This is a genomic window from Pseudanabaena sp. PCC 9330 (assembly GCF_055795045.1).
This window is the reverse complement of the sequence record NZ_JAYFES010000118.1, coordinates 1-19,379: the sequence shown is the minus strand read 5'-3', so window position 1 is coordinate 19,379 and position 19,379 is coordinate 1. Positions and strand designations below refer to the sequence as shown.

Here is a 19,379-nt window from a genome sequence, read left to right as displayed (position 1 = left end):
AATGTCATTGTGTCAACAAGATTTGCCTGAAGACAGGTCGGGACAAATGCGGGGTGATCGCCGACTCCTCCCAGATAAAGCCCCGATCGCCGCCAAGTTAAAAGTATTTAACCTTATACCCATCCAGTGAAATATGCGATAGAACAGACTGAATATCTATTTACATTTCTTAGGCTTTCTTGGGGTTGACGGTTTGTAGCCGTGAGCCCATTGCTGAGTTTTCGACCTACTAAAACGTTATACAGGCGGAGGATGCCATGAGTCTATACGCAGAACTACACCGCCATTTGGGCGGTTCGGTGGTGCCCAGGGTGCTGTGGCGCTACTTTGAGCGCAGCCGCCCCGACCTATCGGGCCAGTTTGCCGACTACGCCGCTTTTGAGCAGTTTTATACGCGACCTCGCAATACCCTGGCCGAATACCTAGAACTACACACTCTGGTAGAAAGTGTGCAGACCCATGAGGCGCTGCCCTACTTCATTTACCGCCTCATTCGCGGTGCCTATATATTTGAGAACCTGGCCTATCTGGAGCTGCGCTACACCCCCTACCTGCGCACCCCCGAGCACCTGTCCCAAAGCCAGCGCATTGACGCCATGGCTGAAATTGTCGAGATTGTGGGCCGGGCCAGCGACCTGCCTGAGTATCCCATCGTCACTAAGCAAATTCTCTGTATGCACTCGCGGCTGCCCGCCGAGGTCAACCGGGCGATTGTCGAGCTGGCGGGGCAGTATCCTCAGTACGTTTGCGCCGTGGATGTGGCCGGGGGGGATGCCAAGTACGGCGATCGCATTGATGAATTTGTGCACCTCTATCAACGTGCCCAGCAGCTAGGGCTCAAGACCACCGGTCACCTCTACGAAACGACAGATGGCGACCATCCAGCGCTGCTGCCCTACCTGATGCGCATTGGCCACGGCATTCAAATTCCACTGCGGCATCCCGAACTGTTGCCCGCAGTGGCTGCCCAGGGTCAGTGTTTGGAGGTCTGCCCGACTACCTATCTCAAGACCGGTACCCTAGACGAGATTCACCAGCTCAAGACCGTGTTCGATCGCTGCTTTGAGGCCGGGGTCGACATCGCCATCTGCACCGACAACGCCGGACTGCACAATGTGCGCCTACCCTTTGAGTACGAAAACTTACTCACCCACGACGTCATTGGTTTTGCCGAACTGCAAGCCTGCCAGGAAGCGGCCTTTCGTCACGCCTTTGCCTGGCCCCATAGCCAGCCCCCTGTAACTCTATTGACCGACATGCTCCAGATTCCATATCGAGAGCACCCGGTCAACAATAGCCCCCGGCAAGAAGTACTGGCTCTCCCTTAACGCTAGGGGCGGTCATCAATGAGTCGCGTATGGCCCAAGAATTAAAGGTTACAGCCCCTAGCCTGCTGTTTGGGGCGGGCGTGGTAGGGCTGATCCCACAAGAGTTTTGGCGGTAATTTGATCACACGTCCTAGGCCTCTAGCAATTGTCAATTAAAAATGGGGGTTTCGTAAGTTGAATTGAGTATTAGTACGAAATCCGAGTCCCATAACCCCGATTTCCAAAAGGCCAAACCCTAGGGGCAAACGGTTGTTTGCCCTGCTGAATCGGGGGTAACCAAGGAGGATTTACTATGAGAACAGCTCTGGCTATTCCTAAGGTAGTAGGGCCATTATTTCTGCGCTCATTCTCCTGCCAACAAAAACAAAAGGACTCCAGATTGCTCTGAAGTCCTTTTTGGCCTAACTCATTTAGCTAACTCAGGTGGAAATAACCAACCCAAGCCAGTTAAGGGGAGCTTAGTAGCCGCCGCGAGAGAAGCTGTCGCCACCGCCACGACGACCGCCACCGCCGCCACCAAAGTTGCCGCCGCCGCCACGATCTTCGCGGGGCTTAGCTTTGTTGACTTTGAGGTCACGACCCATCCACTCAGCGCCATCGAGAGCTTCGATCGCTGCGTTTTCTTCAGCATCAGCCGACATTTCGACAAAACCAAAGCCGCGCATGCGACCGGTTTCACGATCGGTGGGTAGCTGAACCCGCTTTACAGAGCCATACTCTGCAAACACAGAGGTCAGATCCTCAGTGGTAACGTCATAGGACAGGTTGCCTACATAGATTGACATATTGTCTTGTCTCCAAAAATTAAAGGGTGTGTAGAGCAAAATTTCGGAGAGAAGACTGTCAATGGAAAAACGGAAAAACTCGTTAGTACTAGAAACAAAGTGCTGCTAACCGATCTCTATATCTCTGGCGTTACTTTAGCACGACTAACAATTGAGGTGGCGAGAGGGGGGGCATAATTACGTAGAAAGCCTGGCTAAAGCCCTTCTGTTGCCTGCCTTTGAGGCCGCCCAAAGACCTTTCGTAAAGTTTTGTGTCTGAGCCTAGGTGCCGTCTCCGTGGGAGAATGAGGCTTTGTACTAAGGCTAAATTTATGCCCGCTGCCTACATTGAAACCGAAGCCGAATTTGATACTTTGCTCAGTGCTGAAGCCCTGCTGGTGGTGGACTGCACGGCCTCTTGGTGTGGCCCCTGTAAGCTGGTGGCGCCGCTGATGGACCAGCTGGCCGATGAGTACGGCGATCGCGCCAAGGTTTTCAAGCTCGATCTCGATGCCAACCAGGCGGTGGCCAAGCGCTACGGCATTCGCAGCATTCCGGCGGTGATGTTTTTTCAGCAGGGCGAGGTGGCCGAAACCCTGGTGGGTGTCAAAAAGTATGAGGAATATACCGACACCCTAGGCAAGTACCTGGGCTAGACGAGGGGAATGGCCAAACTAGCTCACCGGACTGCGATCGCAGTCTGCGGGTAGGTAAAGATTGTCATGTTCAAAGGGCCAATCACCCAGCCCCATCAGGGTTCCTCGCTCAGGGGCGAAGATCTAGGCATAACGCCCATACCCCCGTAGACTGAGGACAACCGATTGAACCAACAGCAGAGCGGGCAGTATGGACATTCTCTTTGTGGCGGCAGAAGCAGCACCCCTAGCTAAGGTTGGCGGCATGGGTGACGTGGTGGGCTCGCTCCCCAAGGTGCTGCGTAAAATGGGCCACGACGTGCGCATTTTTATGCCTTACTACGGCTTTTTGCCCGACAAAGTTGACATTCCTGCTGAGCCCGTGTGGCAGGGCACCGCTATGTTCAATGACTTTGCGGTGTACGAAACCACACTGCCCGAGTCTGACGTGCCAATCTATCTGTTTGGTCACCCCGCCTTCGACCTCCGCAAGGTCTACGGCGGCGAAGACGAAGCCTGGCGGTTTACCTTCTTTGCCAACGGTGCCGCCGAGTTTGCCTGGAATTATTGGAAGCCTCAGATCATTCACTGCCACGACTGGCACACGGGCATGATTCCGGTGTGGATGCAGCAGTCGCCGGATATTGCCACGGTATTTACGATTCACAATCTGGCCTACCAGGGGCCGTGGCGCTGGGAGCTAGAGAAAATCACCTGGTGCCCATGGTACATGCAGGGGCACAACACCATGGCGGCGGCGGTGCAGGCTGCCGATCGCGTCAATACCGTGTCACCCACCTATGCCCAGCAGATCAAAACCCCTGAGTACGGCGAAGAGCTAGAGGGGCTACTGTCGTTTATTAGCGGCAAGCTCGGCGGCATTCTCAACGGCATTGATGTCGAGTCTTACAACCCGGCTACCGATCGCTACCTGGCCAAGACCTTTGCCCCTGACAGCCTCGAAAACCGCCGCGCCAATAAGATAGCGATTCAAGAAGAGCTGGGGCTAGAGGTCAACTCGAAGGCGTTTTTGGTGGGCTTGGTGGGCCGTCTGGTAGAGCAGAAGGGGCTCGACCTGATTTTGCAAATTTTGGACCGGTTTTTGTCGTATACCGACGCTCAGTTTATTTTGCTGGGTACGGGCGATCGCTACTATGAGACCCAGCTGTGGCAGATGGCCAGCCGCTATCGAGGCCGCATGGCCACCTACCTGCTCTATAGCGAGGGCTTGGGTCGTCGCATCTATGCCGGGGCCGACGGGTTCTTGATGCCTTCGCGATTTGAACCCTGTGGTATTAGCCAGATGATCGCCATGCGCTACGGCTGTATTCCCATCGTGCGCAAAACCGGTGGTCTGGTCGATACGGTGCAGCACCATGACCCTGAGCACCACACGGGCACCGGCTACACCTTTGACCGTTACGAGCCGCTCGACCTCTACACCTGCCTGATTCGCGCTTGGGAGGGCTATCGGTTTAAAGATGCCTGGCGGGAGCTACAGCAGCGAGCTATGGCCCAAGACTTTAGCTGGGACAAATCGGCGGTGGACTATATCAAGCTCTACAGCGAAATGCTAGGGATAGACTATCGCAATCAGCTGACCAAGAAGGTCCCAGAGCTAGAGGGGAAGTTGGCTAACTCAGAAGAGACAATGAAAGAGGCAAATTTGCCTAAGTCATCGCTGTCGAAGTCTTAATCGGTAGGGGCTCACAACTAAACGATATCATTCAAGCCGAAGGGAAGACTCTCGGACTCAGCTCACGACCGAGATGCCTCGACTTCACTGCGCTCTGACCAATGTGACAAAGCTACACTTATTGATTGGCTATCTACTTAGATGCAGTATCAGGGTTATGTAAATGGATGACGAGCAGCTGAAGAGAAGTATTCAATCCATTGGTATGGGATGCTTTGCAAAATACTTTGAAGCCTTCTCTGATGCCGAAAAGAAGGATGATGACTTGATTGATGCTTTGATGAAAATTGAAGGCTACGAAGAAAGTGGTGCACGGACTAGGGTTTTGTCGGCCCGCCGCGTCATTCGAGAACAGCGTGCCGCAGATGCGCTGGAAAAAATAGCAAATAGTGAGAAAACTGAGCCGTGGGTAGTAGCAAAGGCCCGGTTTCTGATTGAGAAATCAAGCTAAGCGGCTGAATGTGAAGATCCCCCGTGAGGGTTGGGAGCGCCATTCCCATTGGCCCTCACCCCAGCTAGATCTGACCCCGCCTGCTATTGAGAAAGACGCTACGGCAGCGACAAGTCTGCCCAAGTCGTCGCTGTCAAAGTGACCGTAGCCACCGTAGGATCTTTAATCTGTTGCCGTGCCGTGGCATTATGATGAAGCTGTGTCGTTTTGCACTACATAAAGAACCCATGGATATTTTGACTTTTGGTTGGGTAGCGCTGCTGGTAACCTTTACCTTTTCGCTGTCGATGGTGGTGTGGGGCCGCAACGGCTTTTAGATCGGTCGTTGCCCCTGCCGAGACCTGTTGAGATAGCCCATGGAAGCAACCCTACAGACCCAAGCGTTTAGCATTTTGGCCACCCTTGCCCTGGTGCTGATGGTGGTGGTAACAGGGGGTGTCGCCTACCTGACCGCTGCCGAGTGGCGCGATCGCCGCCGCCGCAAAAACGATCAGACGGCCCCTAAGCGTCGAGCTAAGTCTTAGCCTTGACGAAGATTCTAAACGTCCCTCGATCAACGGCACTGACTACGGCTCGGCAGCTAGCACTCAATGTGCTGCTTCAAGTGCAGGCTGGGGCTTACACCGACGTGGCCCTGCATCGCACCCTGACCCAAGCCAAGCTTGGGGGCACCGATCGCGCTTTGGCCACTGAGTTGGTCTACGGCTGCGTCCGCCGCCAGCGCACCCTTGATGCTCTGATCGATCAGCTAGGCAGTCGCCCCGCTGACAAACAGCCCCCGATGCTGCGCCTAGTGCTGCACCTGGGGCTTTATCAATTGCGCTATCTCACTGCCGTGCCCCCCTCGGCGGCGGTCAATACCAGCGTTGACCTGGCTAAGGCTAGCGGGCTAGGAAAACTGTCTGGGGTGGTGAATGGGCTGCTGCGGCAGTACCTGCGCCAGGCCGAAGGCGGTGCCGACCCCCTGCAATTGCCCGAAGATACTATCGCGGCCCTGGGTATAGGCCACAGCTTTCCTGATTGGCTGGTAGCCCTGTGGCTCGATCAGCTTGGCCCTGAAGAAACCAATCAGCTCTGTCAGTGGTTTAATCAGGTGCCGTCTATCGACCTGCGGATCAACCGTCAGCGGGCAACGGTGGCGATGGTCAGGGCGGCTTTTGAGGCCGCTGGAGTGGCGGTGAAGCCTATATCTGGCCTACCCTGGGGACTGCGGCTGGTGACCCCCTCTGGGGCGATCGCCGACTTGCCCGGCTACAGTGAGGGCTGGTGGACTGTGCAGGATGCCAGTGCCCAGATGGTCGCTCTCTTGCTCGACCCGCAGCCTGGGGAAGCGGTGCTAGATGTCTGTGCCGCACCGGGGGGCAAGGCTACCCAAATGGCCGAAATGGTAGGAGAGCATGGCCGGGTGGTAGCCTGCGATCGCGCCGCCTCCCGCCTTAAAAAAATCACGGCTAACGCCGACCGTCTCGGTCTCACCAACCTGCAAACCCACGGCGGCGACAGCACTGACCTGGCCCCCTTTTACCAGCAGTTTGACCGGGTGCTGGTCGATGCCCCCTGCTCTGGCCTGGGCACCCTGCACCGCCACGCTGACGCCCGCTGGCGGCAGACCCCCGAGAGCATTGCCACTCTGGTCGATCTACAGAGCACCCTGCTGGCCGAAGCCGCCCGCTGCGTCAAGCCCGGAGGTACTCTGGTCTATGCCACTTGCACCCTCCACCCAGCGGAGAATGAGGCGGTGGTGACAGCCTTCTTGCAGGCTCAGCCCGATTGGCAGGTGCAGCCCCCAACAGGGGAATTGGGTGGTGGGTTGGCGATTGCTCCCCAGGGCTGGGTGCGTCTCTGGCCCCACCACCACGGCACCGACGGATTTTTTATGGCCCGACTGGCTCTCGTCGGTCAACCCAGATAATGCACCTGGGATGCTAGAGCTTACCGGTTGCCTCATACCACCGGTTGCCCTGGCCTCAGAACCAATGTGCTGAGGCTTTGGAGTAGGCTACACTGGGCAGCAAAGCTGTCGCGGCTTGCCCTCCTGGGCGCTGGTAGAGCAACCGCCATGCCAGGCTTGCTTCTAACGCGCAATTTCCGACGTGCAGCCCCCGACGCGTAACTACTCTGCGGCCATGCCCGACGCCCTTGTTTCTATTGCCCAGCACTATCACGGTCGTACCAAGTACGACCCCGACACCCTGACCGCCGGGGCCAAATCCCTCGACTACAGCCGCCAGCCCACCCCCTACAAAACCTATCGGGTCGGGGCTGAGGTCGATCTCAAGCCCTACCTGGATGAGAGCGATTCTGCTCGAGAAACCCTGGGTAAACGCCCCAACCCCGAATACACCGACTGGATGCGGCTGTCGCGGCTGCTGATTAACGTCTATGGCCTCACGGCTAAGTTTCCGACGGCGACGGGGCAGACCTTTTACCTGCGATCAGTCCCCTCGGCGGGGGGGCTTTACCCGGCGGAGATCTATCTGGTCTCGCGGGGCACGCGGCTGCTCCCTGCGGGGCTCTACAACTACCAGGCCCGCAGCCACAGCCTCTGGCGCTACTGGGATGACCACAGCTGGCAGGGATTGCAGCGGGCCTGTTTTTGGCACCCTACCCTAGAGGCCACCCACTTGGCCTTGGTGGTGACCGGGGTATTTTATCGATCGGCCTGGCGCTACCAAGACCGGGCCTATCGCCGCATCTGCCTAGATGCGGGACACCTGCTGGGCAATCTGGAGTTGGCCAGTGCCCTAGTCGACTATCGACCCCACCTAATTGCCAGCTTTGCCGATCGCGCCCTGGCGGATCTGCTCTATCTAGATCCAGCCGCAGAGGGTGCGCTGGCGGTGCTGCCCCTGGCCGACCTGCTCACCGTAGAGCAAAACTTGCCCTGTGCCCAGGTGGCCTTTGCCACGGCGCCTCAGACCAGCTTTCAAGCGGTACCCGATGGGGAACTGCTCAACTACTTCCACCAGATGACCGAGATTGCCCCCACGGCAAATGCCCCTCGATGGGCTATGCGCCCTACCGGCGACACCCCCCAGCCGAGTGACACGCTGGAAGATAAGTACAACCTGCCCTTTGGCCTACGTCTGCCCACCGCCACCCAGCCGATCGCCTGGGGGCCGCACCTAGAGCAGCTAGAAACCGCCTGCTTTAAACGGCGATCGACCCGGCGCTACAGCGGTGAATCGATCTCGATCGGCGGCCTGAAACAGCTGCTCGACTTTACCTACCAATCTCATCATTACCGCGATCAAGGCTTTGACCCCGATCCCGACTACGGCGATCGCACCTTGATCCACACCTTTGTGGTGGCCTGCGCCATAGAAGGTCTCGACGACGGCTGCTACTACTATGCCCCTCGCAGCGAAGAGCTGCGCCAGGTGCGGTTTAAGGCCTTTCGCCGCGAGCTGCACTACCTCTGCTTGGGCCAGGAGCTAGGCCGCGACGCGGCGGCGGTGGTGGTGCATACCGCCGATTTGGCTAGGGCAGTGGCGGCCTACGGCGATCGCGTCTACCGCTATCTACACCTCGACGCCGGTCACCTGGGGCAGCGGCTCAATCTGGCGGCCACCTGCCTGGGCATTGGCATCAGCGGCATCGGCGGGTTTTACGACGATCAGGTCAATGAGGTGCTGGGCATTCCCTCCGACGAAGCGGTGATCTATATAACCACCCTGGGGCAGCCGGGGTAGTCTAGAGAAAGAGGGCGGTAGATCCAGCGGGTCAAGCCCAATCCACCATTGCCAGGTCTTGCCATGGCCCAGATCAAATCTCAACGCCAGGTCGATGGTGACCCTTTAGCTGTCAGAAACCCTGGGTCTACCAGCGACGCTGTGCCCGCCCCAGAGCAGTCTTGGTTTGCGGCCAAACCTCTGCCGGTGCTGATGTTGAGAGCAAGCGATCGCCTTCAGCAGCTTTTCAACACCGCCCTGCCTGGCTATCAACTAATCGCGATCGATCGCCCCACAGAGCTGATCGACCGCTGGCAAACCGAGCCCGGCTGGGTGCTGCTCGATCTAGCTACAGTGGGCCGTACCGGAGAGGATTGCGCTTTAGAGGTGCTGGTGCTTCTGAGCCAGGTCTGCCAACATCGCCCCCTGCCGGTCATTCTGCTCGTTGCCCCAGGTCAGGAGCGGGATGCCCTAGAGGCCATGAGGCTAGGGGCTGCTGACTATCTATTTACTGGCGATCTCAGCGCCGAGATGCTGGGGGCGAAGCTCAGCTTTCCGCCGGGCCAGGCCCCGCCTCGCCCCAGGGTCGAACAACGCCGCGAGTCTTACCGCGATCTGGTCGAGCATTCGCCTGACATTGTGGAGCGGTTTGACTGTGACCTACGCCACCTCTACGTCAGCCCGGTGCTGGCTGAGCTGACGGGTTTAGATACCGAGGTGTTTTTGGGCCAGACCTGCCGTGAGCTGGGCATGGATGCATCCATGGTCAACGCCTGGGAAGCGGCGGCGGCGAAGGTTTTGGCCACAGGCGAAAACCAGGCCATTGAGTTCAGCACGCCGACCCGGCTGGGGGTGCGCCACTTTGAGATGGCGATCGCCCCTGAGTGCGATCGCAGCGGCACCATCACCTCGATCCTGTGCGTTTCCCGCGACATTACCGATCGGGTCTTGGCCCAGCAGGCCCAGCAGCAGCGATTGGCCGCAGCCAAGGCCGCCGAACAGGCCGCCACCGTGGCCCGCAACGGCCTCACCAGCGTCGTTGATCGCATCAACGACGGCATTATCGCCTTTGACAGCAATGCCTGCTGTGTCTACCTCAACCCCAGCGCCGAGAGGATATTGGGGCGTTCCCTAGGTGACCTGGAGGGGCAACTGCTGTGGGCGGCTTTTCCTGAGGCGGTTGCCACCCCGATCTATGAGGCTTACAACCGAGCCTTTGACCAGCAGCAGCCTGAGTCTTTGGAATACTACTTTCCTCCCCTGGAGAGCTGGTTTGAGGTGCGCCTCTACCCCGATCGAGATGGCATGACCATCTACTTTACCGATATCAGCGATCGCAAGGCCGCCATTGCTAGTCGCCAGCACAGCGAGAGTCTGAGTAGAGACCTCTCGGTGCTAGAGCATGTGCTTGACTCAGTGCTGGCGGGCTACTGGGAGATTGACTTTGTCCACGACACCACTTATCTCAGTCCCGGCTTCAAGCGCATGTTTGGCTATGCCGACCACGAATTACCCAACCAGACCGAAACCTGGCAAACCCTCATGGTGCCTGAGGATTTGGCTCACGATCTAGTCTGTCTAGATCGGCACATTCAAAGCCGGGGGGTGGTGCCGTACCACAATGAGGTGCGCTATCGTCACAAAGATGGATCGCTGGTGTGGGTCATCTGTGCCGGCCAGGTGATCGATTGGGACGAGGCAGGGCAGCCGAGGCGCATGGTGGGCTGCCATGTGGATATCACTCAGCTGAAGCAGGTCGAAACTAAGCTGCAAAGCAACGAAGCTCACCTGCGGGAGGCCCAGCGCATTGGCAATCTGGGCAGCTGGGAGTTTGACGTCGCCAGCGGGCATGTCACCTGGTCAGACCAGCTCTGCCACATTTTTGGTCGCCCCCCCGGTCACCCCCCGACCGACTTTGAGGCCTTGCAGGCCCTGGCACACCCCGACGATCGCGATCGCCACCGCCAAACCGTCGAGGCGCTGATGGTCACCCACCAGCCCTACGACACAGAATTTCGCTTTTTGCACAGTGACGGCACTGTGCGCTACCTGCAGATCAATGGCGAGGCCACGGTAGATGCCGCTAAAACCGTGACCCGTTTAACCGGCACTGCCATCGACATCAGCGATCGCAAGCACCATGAGGCAGATCTGCAAAGTCTATTCTTGCGGCTCTCTTTGGCTCTACAGTCAGCCCACATCGGCACCTGGGAAAGGGTGCTCAGCACTGGTGAGGTGATTTGGGATCAGTGCCTGATCGATCTCTATGGCTTTGCCCGGCTGGGTCGCACCGCCAACTACCAAGACTGGCGCGACCAGGTCTACGCCGCCGACATCGAACGGGTGGAGGCAGGTCACCAGGCGCTTTTAGACAGCGATACCCCCTACGACATCGAGTTTCGGGTCTGGCGCGGCGACGGCACCCTGGGCTGGATTCGCTCCAGCGCTCTGGTGCGCCGTGATGCCCAGGGGCAGCCCCTCAGCGTCATTGGCATTAACTACGACATCACCGAGCAAAAGGCCGCCGCCCTGGCTCTTCAGAACCTCTCATCGCGCCTAACTCTGGCCTTAGACTCAGGCCATTTTGGCAGTTGGCAGTGGGATATCCCTACCGGTAATATCAATTGGGATCAGCGCCTGATTGATCTCTACGGGCTCCAGCGATCGATTACCAGTTACGACGAATGGCTCTGCCACGTCTATGGCGACGACAAAGCCAGAGTCGAGACCGCCCTGCAGGCCACCCTGGCTTGCGATGCTCCCTACGCTTTGGAGTTTCGGATTTGCCGCCCCGACGGTGAGCTGCGGTGGATTAAGTCGAGCGCTCTGGTGCACCGCGATAGCCACGGTCGGCCCCTGGCCATGGTGGGCATTAACTATGACATCACGGCGCGCAAACAGGCAGAGGATCAACTCCTGCGTACCACTGCGCAGCTCGCAGCTTCCAACCGCGAGCTAGAGGCTTTCGCCTATTCTGTATCCCATGACCTGCGCGCCCCCCTGCGGGCTATCGATGGTTTTAGCCGGGCCTTAGTCGAAGACTACGGCGACCAGCTTGGCGAGGAGGGGCGCGACTACTTCAATCGCATTCGCCACAATGTGCGCCGCATGGGCCAGCTGATCGATGACCTGCTGCGGCTGTCGCGGGTGTCGCGATCGGCCATGAGCTATGGCTCGGTCGACCTCAGCGCCCTAGTGCAGGCTCAAATCGATGACCTGCGCGCCGCCGACCCTGATCGTGCCGTAACGGTCACTGTGGCCCCCACCATGGCCGCCACTGCCGACCCCACCCTGATGCAGGTGGCGATCGCTAACCTGGTGCAAAACGCCTGGAAATTTACCAGCCACCACCCCAACGCTCACCTGGAGTTTGGCGCTCTCATCCAAGAGGGCGAGGTTGTCTACTATCTCAAAGACGACGGGGCAGGCTTTGACATGGCCTACGCCGATAAGCTGTTTGGGGTGTTTCAACGGTTGCACAACACTGACGAATTTCCCGGCACTGGCATTGGTCTAGCCACGGTGCAGCGGGCCATCCATCGCCACGGCGGCAGGGTGTGGGCCGAGGGAGCGGTGGAGCAAGGGGCCACCGTCTACTTCACCCTGCCCCAGCAGTTACCCCTATCGGAGCTGACCCCATGACCACTCTACGCTCCATTTTGCTGGTCGAAGACAACCCCGACGATGAGCGCCTCACCCTGCGGGCCTTGGCTCGGGGCAACCTGGCCAACCCGGTGGTGGTAGCTCGCAACGGTGAGGAGGCCCTCCAGCAGGTGATGAACGTCACCCCTCTGCCCTGCGTGGTGCTGCTTGACTTAAAGCTACCCAAGGTTGACGGGCTGGAGGTGCTGCGGCAGATTCGGGCTAGCGATCGCACTCACCTGCTGCCGGTAGTCATACTCACTTCGTCTAGCGAAGACCGAGATGTTATTGAAAGTTATAATCTTGGAGCCAACAGCTACGTGCGCAAACCAGTCATTATTGACGAGTTTACCGAAGCTGTGCGCCAACTGGGGCTGTATTGGGCATTGATAAGTGAGCTGCCACCCACCTTGCTATGACTGCCGCTGAAAAGCTCAGAGCCATCATTGTTGAAGATTCTGAAGATGACCTGCTGCTGCTGCTGCGGGAGCTGCGCCGCTGTGGGTTTGAGCTGACCTGGGTGCAGGTGCAGACGGCCACCGACTTTTGCGCAGCCCTCGACAATGGCCCCTGGGATGTGGTGCTTTCTGACTACCAGATGCCCCAGTTTGTCGCCCCTGCCGCCCTTGACCTGCTCAAACAGAGCTCCTACGACCTGCCGTTTATTGTGGTTTCGGGCACCGTGGGCGAGGCCATCGCCGTTGAGATGATGCGGGCCGGCGCCCACGACTACGTGATGAAAGACAATCTCTCTCGCCTAGGAGAAGCGGTGCGGCGGGAGGTGCGATCGGCCCAGAGTCGGGCCGATCGCAGCTTGGCCATCGCTACCCTAGAGCGCACCCAGGAGCTGTTACATCTGGCCATTGAGGGGTCGGGCATCGGCCTGTGGAACTGGCAGATTCAAACGGGAGAGGTGTGGGCGAGCGACAGCTGCGCCACTTTGCTGGGCTATACCACCGAGGCCATGGGCTCGTCTCGCATCGAGACTTGGCAGCGGTTTGTGCATCCAGACGATCGCGATCGCAAAGAGACTATCCTCCAGCGCCATCTGGAGGGCGAAACCCCCACCTACGACTGCGAGTTTCGCCTCCGCCACCGGTCTGGCCACTGGATCTGGGTGCTCGATCGGGGCAAAGTCGTCGAGTGGGATGAAGTCGGTCACCCCCGGCGCATGAGCGGTACCTACACCGATATCACGGATCGTCGTCTAGCGGCAGCCGAACACCAGCGGGTGACCGACCAAATGCTGCACAACAGTCTCTACGACACCCTCACCCAGTTGCCCAACCGCACCCTGCTGATTCAGCGGCTAGATCTGGCCCTAAAGCGCACCCACCAACCACCCCAGGCGCTGACCGAGAGCCGCCCCCAGAGCTATTCCCAGAGTCAGTTTGCGGTGCTGTTCCTCGACCTCGATCACTTTAAGGTGATCAACGACAGTCTGGGCCACCTGGCGGGCGATGAAGTGCTAACGCTAGTGGCCCAAAAGCTGCGATCGCTGATTTCGCCCACCGATCTAGCCGCCCGCCTGGGGGGCGATGAATTTGTCATCTTGCTCAAAGAAGTCTACAGCCCAGAAGAGCCGATTTACACTGCCGAACGCCTGCTGCAAGCCCTGCAAGCCCCCCTGGCGGTAGGCGGGCGCAACGTCTTTCTCAACGCCAGTGTGGGCATCGTCATCGGTACCTGCCACTACCAGACCCCCCTCGAACCACTGCGCGATGCCGACATCGCTATGTACCAGGCCAAAGCCCAGGGGCGCGGTCGCTACGTCGTCTTTAACGAATCGATGCACCAGCAGGCCATGCAGCGGCTACAGCTAGAGCAAGAGCTGCGCCATGCCATTGAGAACGACGAACTGGTGATCTACTACCAGCCCATTTTTCACCTCGAAAACCAGCAAATCTCAGGGTTTGAAGCCCTGGTGCGGTGGCAGCACCCCGATCGCGGCTTCATCTCTCCCGACCGCTTTATCCCCATTGCCGAAGAGACCGGGCTGATCGTGCCCCTCGACCGCTGGGTGCGAGCCCAGGCCACTCGGCAGCTCGCCCTCTGGCACCAGCGCTACCCCCACCATGCTGACCTCACCATCAGCGTCAACTGCTCAGTCAAAGACCTGCTGCGCCCCGACCTGTTTACCGAACTCAGCGATCTTTTAGCAACCACCGGCTTGCAGGGCCACCATCTCAACCTCGAGATCACCGAGAGCACCCTGATCGAAGATATTCAGGCGATGGTGGGCGTACTGCATCGGCTCAAGACCCAGGGCGTTACCATCACCATTGACGACTTTGGCACCGGCTACTCCTCCCTCAGCTACCTCCACCAGCTGCCGGTAGACGGGCTCAAAATCGATCGCTCCTTTGTCATGGCGATGGAGGCCAGCCGCCGCAATTCCGACATTGTTGAAACGATTGTCACCCTCAGCAATCGTCTCAGCCTGGTGGCGATCGCCGAGGGCATCGAAACCCAGGCCCAGCTCCACCATCTGCGCCAGCTCGGCTGTGAGCTAGGTCAGGGCTACTGGTTTGCCAAACCTTTGCCCGCCGCCGCCGCCAGCGATCTGCTCGGCCTACCTGTGACCGCACCGTCGCCCGCAAGATCTCGTCAGCCCCTGGGGTGAAGACGGCTGGCAGAGCACCCTTGAGGTCATTTCCACCCCAGACAATCCTCGATATAACAAACCGTCCTTGCGTAGGGGCAAACAGCTGTTCCACTCTACAGCTACAGTGCCTCCGATGCCTTATCGCTGGGGGAAGCGGCTGCTCTGGCCATCGCTGGAGGATTTTCTTGCTCCTTGAATCTGGCTATTCAGGAAAAAAGAAGTCGGTCGGCTCCTCGTCTTCTTCGGCGGCGATGTAGCTGCGGTAGTACTCTTCTAAGTCTGCCGCGTCGATCGATCGCTCTGAAGGGTTCTCAAAAAAGGTCTTGACCTTGAGATAGCGCCGCAGCCCCTCGGCCCCGGCATCGTGCTGGGTCGCCGCCTTAAAGTCGTCGGGGAAGGTGTCGCTAATCTGTAGCCAGGCCTCTTCTAAAATGTCTTCCACATCTTCGTTGGGGGCGCTGTCAATCAACGACTCTAGCCCATCGAGAATGTCAATCAGCTTGAGGATTTCTGGAATTTTCTCCGAATCAGACATTGAGCCGCGCACAACTAGGCCTAAACAACCGCGAATGCTTAGAAAATCTTAGAGGAGTATGGCCCCGATTGATCGGCAGCGGCGATTTCTACTCTGGATTATTCATCAGGCTAGCATCCAGCCGAAGGGCTGCTGTTTCAGCTGGACTCCTGTTTTCATGGGAATGACGGGCATTTCTCCGTCGGCAAAATCTTAATTGACGGCAGGGGTCTCTGTCGCTATGGTTAAGGCACTTTTTGGGCATTCTGCGGGAATGTATGGAGGAACTGGCTATGGTTTTTTGCACTCTAGGGTCTGGGGAGGGCGAAGGGCGGCGCTCGATAGGTGAAAACTCAGGCAAGGCCAACCGCCCTGGGCTGAGGCCATCGGCTCGCCTGGTGCGCCTGGTGCTGGCTCTGGTGGTGGGGCTAGGCGGCGGGTTGGCACCTGTGCTGCTGGTGCCCCCGGTGGCCCAGGCCTACACCTCTCGGGTAAATCTGTATGTGGTGCGCGAACCGGGAGAGAGCTTTGAAACCCTGGTGATGCGGTCTGAGATTATCGCTCGGGCGGCAGTACAGCGCAGCTTTGATGCCGATGTGCTGATGACCGATGTGATTGTCACTGTCATTGGCGATAACCAGGGAATCTCTGTGCCCATTCTCTCCGTACCGGTCAGCCGCAGCGACTGGCGGCTGCGGCCTGATATCACCGTCTGGGCAAGATATTTTGAGGCTTCGAGAAATTTGGTAACAGACTAGATGGGGCAAATCATGGCCCCTGGCTAGGTTTGGCTTTGAGTGCTGCCTGGAGGTCGGGGGGGAGGGTGTCTAGGAAGGTGTAGCCCGTGGCGACCTCCAGGCGCTGGATGGTGGTTTGGTAGCGCCGCCAGTCGGGGTCTACCTGGTCGGTGTTGGGGATATCGACCGCAATAATCTGGCTATTTTCGCTGAGCCCGAGGCCGCCATCGGGCAGGCGATCGTAGACCACAATGATCTTCCACAGGCGGGAGGGGACGGCGATCGCCCGATCGCCCACGCTGCTCTGCTGACCGTAGGCCCCGGCAAGTACGTGCAGGCTGTGGTCGTACTGGTAGACCAGCGATCGGCCATACTCTTCTAGCTCTCGCCAGGGGCCACGGTTGTTGTCTGGGGCCTGGGGAATGATGTTGGTCATCAAAAAGGTGGCGGCGTTGTCGTCTACGGTGCGAGTGCGATCGCCGGAAGGTACCACATGGCCGCGATCGTAGCCGCTGCCCCGATAGTCGTTGGGGGTGACCTGGTAAAACCCTCGAGGTAGAGCGCCATCGGGGCGAAAGTTGTCTTGGCGACCGACAGAGCCCAGCCAGTCGGCGTCAACTTCCCAACTGGCCCAGTTCAAGCCGTTGCGATCGCGGCTGTAGGAGAGAGCGTACTGCTGGCGCTGAATCAGGTGATTGTTGGGGTTAGTGGTGGCGGCCTGGCTGGGGTTGCCCAGCACCAGGTGAGGGTTACCGCTGGGCGGTGCCGGTGGGTCGGCAGCGGGCACCACCGGGGGCAACAGTTCGCAGGCCTGGCCATTGCCGTCGCCATCGAGACCATAGGGGTCGCCTCTAAAAGCATCTAGGACAGCCTGGGCCTGGGCTTGGCTGGCAAAGTCGCCGCAGTTGCAGTCATCGTCGACGCAGGGCGGCAGGGCTGAGGTGTCGACGGTGGGCGACCAGTCGGCCATCAGCAGGAGTAAATCGCCGCAGCCGACCAGACTGAGACTGAGCAGGGCCAGCGGTAGCCAGCGGTAAACAACAGTAAAAGCCATGGCAAGGGTAGAGGTCGACAGCAATACTTAGATTTTTGTGGAAAAGAGCAGGCGCATCTAGATATTGGGGATCCTCACCCTTGCACATGCCCGACAGCGGGTCAATACAAATGCACTAAATCTGTTCATCAGGGGCAATGCTGGCGACGAGCTGGGTTAAATCTCACCCCACGAGATGAGCGGAGGTTGCAGAAGGTCTCAATAGCGTTAACAATATGAGGCATGGGTTGGCCTATCCCCCTGCCTGGGATAGGGGTAATGACCTTGCCCCAAGCATGGATCCCTAGGACTTGGCCCAACAACATTCTCGCGTTACACCTAAAGCCCAATTCACTACCAGGATGATTATGTTCAACCGAGCAATTGCAACGCTACAGGCATGGTTCCCCGCTGAGGCGGTACACGCCCACTGCGACGGCCCCTGCGGTGTATACGACCCCTCTTCGGCCCGGGTGGCGGCTGAAGCCGTGCTGTCGATGACCAAAAAACTGGTCGATCTAGAACTGCCCGCCCCTGGCGACAAGGCCGCGGCGATCGCCTACAATAACACCTTCTCTCGCTACTCGGCGATCAAAGAAGAGCAGGCCCAGCTGGCCAAAGAAGAGCTGCTGATTCTCTGGACTGACTACTTCAAGCCTGTGCACCTAGAGCAGTTTCCTGACCTGCACGACACCTTTTGGAAGGCGGCTAAGCTTTGCTCTGCCTGCAAGGTCGAGGTCAGTGTGCAGCACGCCACCGAGCTGATGGCGGCGGTGCAAAAGATCCACGGCATCTTCTGGGCGACTAAAAACCGCGATGTTTCTTGGTACACCGCCAGCTAGGCCAAGTCCTCAGATCGGGTCAGGAGACAGGTAGACCACCTGGGTTTGTATGGGTCAACAGCTCGACTCGATCGCACCACAACCGCCGTCGCAACTGCGCCATAGCCGCCCTGCCGATCTGGTGGGGTGGTTGGGGTTTCAGCGGCGGCGGTTTCGCATTGTGGGCAACTCGATGGAGCCCCTGCTGCTGCCCGGTACAGAAGTGCTGATCGACCCCGGTGCCTACCGCCATCGCCCACCCCAGCCGGGGGATGTGGTGGTGGCCTACCATCCCCGCCAGCCGAGGCTGCGGATCGTCAAGTGGGTGATGTATGTCGACCCAGAGGGCTGCTTTCTGAAGGGCTTAAACGCAGCAGTCAGCAGTGACAGCCGTGAGTTTGGTCTGGTGTCCTGCGATCGCATCCTGGGGCAGGTGATCTGCCGTTTTCCCTAAAACATCGGGGCAGTATGGCTAAAAGCCTGGTTTGCTCATCGCCCCCTAACAGCAGAAACGGCGTTCTAAACGACCTTCTAAACAATGTCAAAACGTTACGTTTTTTGTCACCAAACTGAGCAAAATCGGCGCTGAGAGGCCCTAAATTGTCTCTGGATAACAGGTTGAGCTTGTGTGTCGCAACGTTAAATCACGGTGCAAACAACGGCAATGAAAGAATAGTTCACATCGGCGATCGCCAATTTTCGTTAGGCTGAAGTCATTGATAAATAAGGAACCTAGCCGCGATCGCAAGGCCCCAAACCGCAAGCCTCCAGATCCCAGATTAGGTTCTGACCATCCCCTTCATTCTTCACCTGATTATTCTCTGGCAGGCATACATCCATGACTACGCTGTCTAACCCCACCTCTAAAGCTACCCCCTGGGTCGGGGCCGTTTTGTTTGCGCTGATGTTTTGGTTCAGCAGCAGCCTGCTGATGGATTTTGTCGTCATGCCAGGGCTGTTTGTCAGCGGCATGATGAGCCAGCCCGACTTTGGCTCGGCCGGCTACGCCATGTTTTGGGTCTTTAATCGCCTTGAGCTGCTCTGCGCCGCCGTAGTTGTAACGGGTTTACTGGTGGCTCGGCAAAACCGCCGCGAAGAGGCCGTCGTCGTCAGCGGTTTTTGCAGCCGTTGGGCTCTAGAGCTGGGCCTGGGCCTGCTAGCTATCACCCTGGTGCTGACCTATGCCGTGGCCCCCGCCATGGCGGCCCTAGGGGCAGCGCTAGACCCCTTTGCTACCACCCTGGCGGTGCCCACCGAGATGGATCAGATGCACGGGCTCTACTTTGCCCTCGATGCCCTTAAGCTACTGGGCTGTGCTGGGCTGCTGGGTCTGTTTTATCGCGACTTAAACCAGGCTGACGCCAGCTAGACCGACCTGTCCCCGCCCTGACTGCCTGACACATCTTTATGCGGCCTCCCAAGGCGGTAGTTGGCAGCGCAAGGACTGGATTCTAGAGAACCAGATGCGGTCATAATATCGGG

General features: G+C 58.4%; 18 protein-coding genes. 15 read left to right on the top strand and 3 right to left on the bottom strand.

The window, feature by feature from the left end; genetic code table 11:
• Positions 1–257: 257 nt before the first annotated feature.
• Positions 258–1,328, top strand: a complete 1,071-nt coding sequence (locus AC0QKW_RS24225) for an adenosine deaminase (protein WP_473153682.1) — start codon at positions 258–260, stop codon at positions 1,326–1,328.
• A 458-nt stretch (positions 1,329–1,786) separates the two neighbouring features.
• Here AC0QKW_RS24225 and AC0QKW_RS24220 read toward each other — a convergent pair whose 3' ends face one another.
• Positions 1,787–2,113: an RNA recognition motif domain-containing protein gene (locus AC0QKW_RS24220; protein ID WP_473153681.1), complete on the bottom strand. Its 327-nt coding sequence runs from the start codon at positions 2,111–2,113 to the stop codon at positions 1,787–1,789.
• A gap of 311 nt (positions 2,114–2,424) precedes the next feature.
• Between AC0QKW_RS24220 and trxA the strand changes: the two genes are divergently transcribed.
• From trxA to AC0QKW_RS24170, 10 genes are all read left to right on the top strand, one after another.
• Positions 2,425–2,748 carry a thioredoxin gene (gene trxA, locus AC0QKW_RS24215; RefSeq protein ID WP_473153680.1) on the top strand — a complete coding sequence of 108 codons (324 nt, stop codon included), beginning with the start codon at positions 2,425–2,427 and terminating at the stop codon, positions 2,746–2,748.
• Positions 2,749–2,938: 190 nt separating this feature from the next.
• On the top strand, positions 2,939–4,423 hold the full coding sequence (gene glgA, locus AC0QKW_RS24210; protein WP_473153679.1) for a glycogen synthase GlgA: 1,485 nt from the start codon (positions 2,939–2,941) through the stop codon (positions 4,421–4,423).
• A gap of 163 nt (positions 4,424–4,586) precedes the next feature.
• The gene (locus tag AC0QKW_RS24205) at positions 4,587–4,874 is read left to right on the top strand and encodes a hypothetical protein (protein ID WP_473153678.1); all 288 of its coding nucleotides are present in this window, start codon (positions 4,587–4,589) and stop codon (positions 4,872–4,874) included.
• A gap of 227 nt (positions 4,875–5,101) precedes the next feature.
• Positions 5,102–5,191: a cytochrome b6-f complex subunit PetN gene (gene petN / locus AC0QKW_RS24200; protein WP_473153677.1), complete on the top strand. Its 90-nt coding sequence runs from the start codon at positions 5,102–5,104 to the stop codon at positions 5,189–5,191.
• A 39-nt stretch (positions 5,192–5,230) separates the two neighbouring features.
• The gene (locus tag AC0QKW_RS24195) at positions 5,231–5,398 is read left to right on the top strand and encodes a hypothetical protein (RefSeq protein WP_473153676.1); all 168 of its coding nucleotides are present in this window, start codon (positions 5,231–5,233) and stop codon (positions 5,396–5,398) included.
• A gap of 38 nt (positions 5,399–5,436) precedes the next feature.
• Positions 5,437–6,786, top strand: coding sequence for a 16S rRNA (cytosine(967)-C(5))-methyltransferase (locus AC0QKW_RS24190; protein WP_473153749.1), 1,350 nt, complete (start codon positions 5,437–5,439; stop codon positions 6,784–6,786).
• 214 nt (positions 6,787–7,000) lie between these two features.
• Positions 7,001–8,566: a SagB/ThcOx family dehydrogenase gene (locus AC0QKW_RS24185; RefSeq protein ID WP_473153675.1), complete on the top strand. Its 1,566-nt coding sequence runs from the start codon at positions 7,001–7,003 to the stop codon at positions 8,564–8,566.
• A 63-nt stretch (positions 8,567–8,629) separates the two neighbouring features.
• Positions 8,630–12,187, top strand: coding sequence for a PAS domain-containing sensor histidine kinase (locus AC0QKW_RS24180; protein WP_473153674.1), 3,558 nt, complete (start codon positions 8,630–8,632; stop codon positions 12,185–12,187).
• Positions 12,184–12,606 (top strand): response regulator, encoded by a 423-nt coding sequence (locus AC0QKW_RS24175; protein ID WP_473153673.1) that lies wholly within the window; start codon positions 12,184–12,186, stop codon positions 12,604–12,606. Before AC0QKW_RS24180 ends, AC0QKW_RS24175 begins: the two co-directional genes overlap by 4 nt.
• The gene (locus tag AC0QKW_RS24170; protein WP_473153672.1) at positions 12,603–14,810 is read left to right on the top strand and encodes a putative bifunctional diguanylate cyclase/phosphodiesterase; all 2,208 of its coding nucleotides are present in this window, start codon (positions 12,603–12,605) and stop codon (positions 14,808–14,810) included. The genes AC0QKW_RS24175 and AC0QKW_RS24170 overlap by 4 nt, the downstream gene beginning before the upstream one ends.
• A gap of 184 nt (positions 14,811–14,994) precedes the next feature.
• Here AC0QKW_RS24170 and AC0QKW_RS24165 read toward each other — a convergent pair whose 3' ends face one another.
• The gene (locus AC0QKW_RS24165) at positions 14,995–15,327 is read right to left on the bottom strand and encodes a hypothetical protein (RefSeq protein WP_473153671.1); all 333 of its coding nucleotides are present in this window, start codon (positions 15,325–15,327) and stop codon (positions 14,995–14,997) included.
• Between the two features lie 272 nt (positions 15,328–15,599).
• On the opposite strand from AC0QKW_RS24165, the gene AC0QKW_RS24160 reads away from it, so the two are divergent.
• Entirely contained in the window at positions 15,600–16,064 is a 465-nt protein-coding gene (locus AC0QKW_RS24160) for a hypothetical protein (protein ID WP_473153670.1), read from the top strand.
• Positions 16,065–16,074: 10 nt separating this feature from the next.
• On the opposite strand, the gene AC0QKW_RS24155 is transcribed toward AC0QKW_RS24160, so the two are convergent.
• A complete protein-coding gene (locus tag AC0QKW_RS24155; RefSeq protein WP_473153669.1) occupies positions 16,075–17,097 on the bottom strand; it encodes a DNA/RNA non-specific endonuclease in 1,023 nt (340 codons plus the stop codon).
• A gap of 347 nt (positions 17,098–17,444) precedes the next feature.
• Between AC0QKW_RS24155 and sodN the strand changes: the two genes are divergently transcribed.
• The 3 genes from sodN (at position 17,445) to AC0QKW_RS24140 (ending at position 19,266) form a co-directional block, all read left to right on the top strand.
• Positions 17,445–17,918 (top strand): superoxide dismutase, Ni, encoded by a 474-nt coding sequence (gene sodN, locus AC0QKW_RS24150; RefSeq protein WP_473153668.1) that lies wholly within the window; start codon positions 17,445–17,447, stop codon positions 17,916–17,918.
• Positions 17,919–17,967: 49 nt separating this feature from the next.
• On the top strand, positions 17,968–18,351 hold the full coding sequence (sodX, locus tag AC0QKW_RS24145) for a nickel-type superoxide dismutase maturation protease (protein WP_473153667.1): 384 nt from the start codon (positions 17,968–17,970) through the stop codon (positions 18,349–18,351).
• A 384-nt stretch (positions 18,352–18,735) separates the two neighbouring features.
• Complete coding sequence (locus AC0QKW_RS24140) at positions 18,736–19,266, top strand: hypothetical protein (protein WP_473153666.1); 531 nt, start codon at positions 18,736–18,738, stop codon at positions 19,264–19,266.
• Positions 19,267–19,379 lie beyond the last annotated feature (113 nt).

Excerpts from the sequence above, each read along its gene's own strand:
- AC0QKW_RS24225 (WP_473153682.1), top strand. The coding sequence starts at position 258 with ATGAGTCTATACGCAGAACTACACCGCCATTTGGGCGGTTCGGTGGTG.
- AC0QKW_RS24220 (WP_473153681.1), bottom strand. The coding sequence starts at position 2,113 with ATGTCAATCTATGTAGGCAACCTGTCCTATGACGTTACCACTGAGGAT.
- trxA (WP_473153680.1), top strand. The coding sequence starts at position 2,425 with ATGCCCGCTGCCTACATTGAAACCGAAGCCGAATTTGATACTTTGCTC.
- glgA (WP_473153679.1), top strand. The coding sequence starts at position 2,939 with ATGGACATTCTCTTTGTGGCGGCAGAAGCAGCACCCCTAGCTAAGGTT.
- AC0QKW_RS24205 (WP_473153678.1), top strand. The coding sequence starts at position 4,587 with ATGGATGACGAGCAGCTGAAGAGAAGTATTCAATCCATTGGTATGGGA.
- petN (WP_473153677.1), top strand. The coding sequence starts at position 5,102 with ATGGATATTTTGACTTTTGGTTGGGTAGCGCTGCTGGTAACCTTTACC.
- AC0QKW_RS24195 (WP_473153676.1), top strand. The coding sequence starts at position 5,231 with ATGGAAGCAACCCTACAGACCCAAGCGTTTAGCATTTTGGCCACCCTT.
- AC0QKW_RS24185 (WP_473153675.1), top strand. The coding sequence starts at position 7,001 with ATGCCCGACGCCCTTGTTTCTATTGCCCAGCACTATCACGGTCGTACC.
- AC0QKW_RS24180 (WP_473153674.1), top strand. The coding sequence starts at position 8,630 with ATGGCCCAGATCAAATCTCAACGCCAGGTCGATGGTGACCCTTTAGCT.
- AC0QKW_RS24175 (WP_473153673.1), top strand. The coding sequence starts at position 12,184 with ATGACCACTCTACGCTCCATTTTGCTGGTCGAAGACAACCCCGACGAT.
- AC0QKW_RS24170 (WP_473153672.1), top strand. The coding sequence starts at position 12,603 with ATGACTGCCGCTGAAAAGCTCAGAGCCATCATTGTTGAAGATTCTGAA.
- AC0QKW_RS24165 (WP_473153671.1), bottom strand. The coding sequence starts at position 15,327 with ATGTCTGATTCGGAGAAAATTCCAGAAATCCTCAAGCTGATTGACATT.
- AC0QKW_RS24160 (WP_473153670.1), top strand. The coding sequence starts at position 15,600 with ATGGTTTTTTGCACTCTAGGGTCTGGGGAGGGCGAAGGGCGGCGCTCG.
- AC0QKW_RS24155 (WP_473153669.1), bottom strand. The coding sequence starts at position 17,097 with ATGGCTTTTACTGTTGTTTACCGCTGGCTACCGCTGGCCCTGCTCAGT.
- sodN (WP_473153668.1), top strand. The coding sequence starts at position 17,445 with ATGTTCAACCGAGCAATTGCAACGCTACAGGCATGGTTCCCCGCTGAG.
- sodX (WP_473153667.1), top strand. The coding sequence starts at position 17,968 with ATGGGTCAACAGCTCGACTCGATCGCACCACAACCGCCGTCGCAACTG.
- AC0QKW_RS24140 (WP_473153666.1), top strand. The coding sequence starts at position 18,736 with ATGACTACGCTGTCTAACCCCACCTCTAAAGCTACCCCCTGGGTCGGG.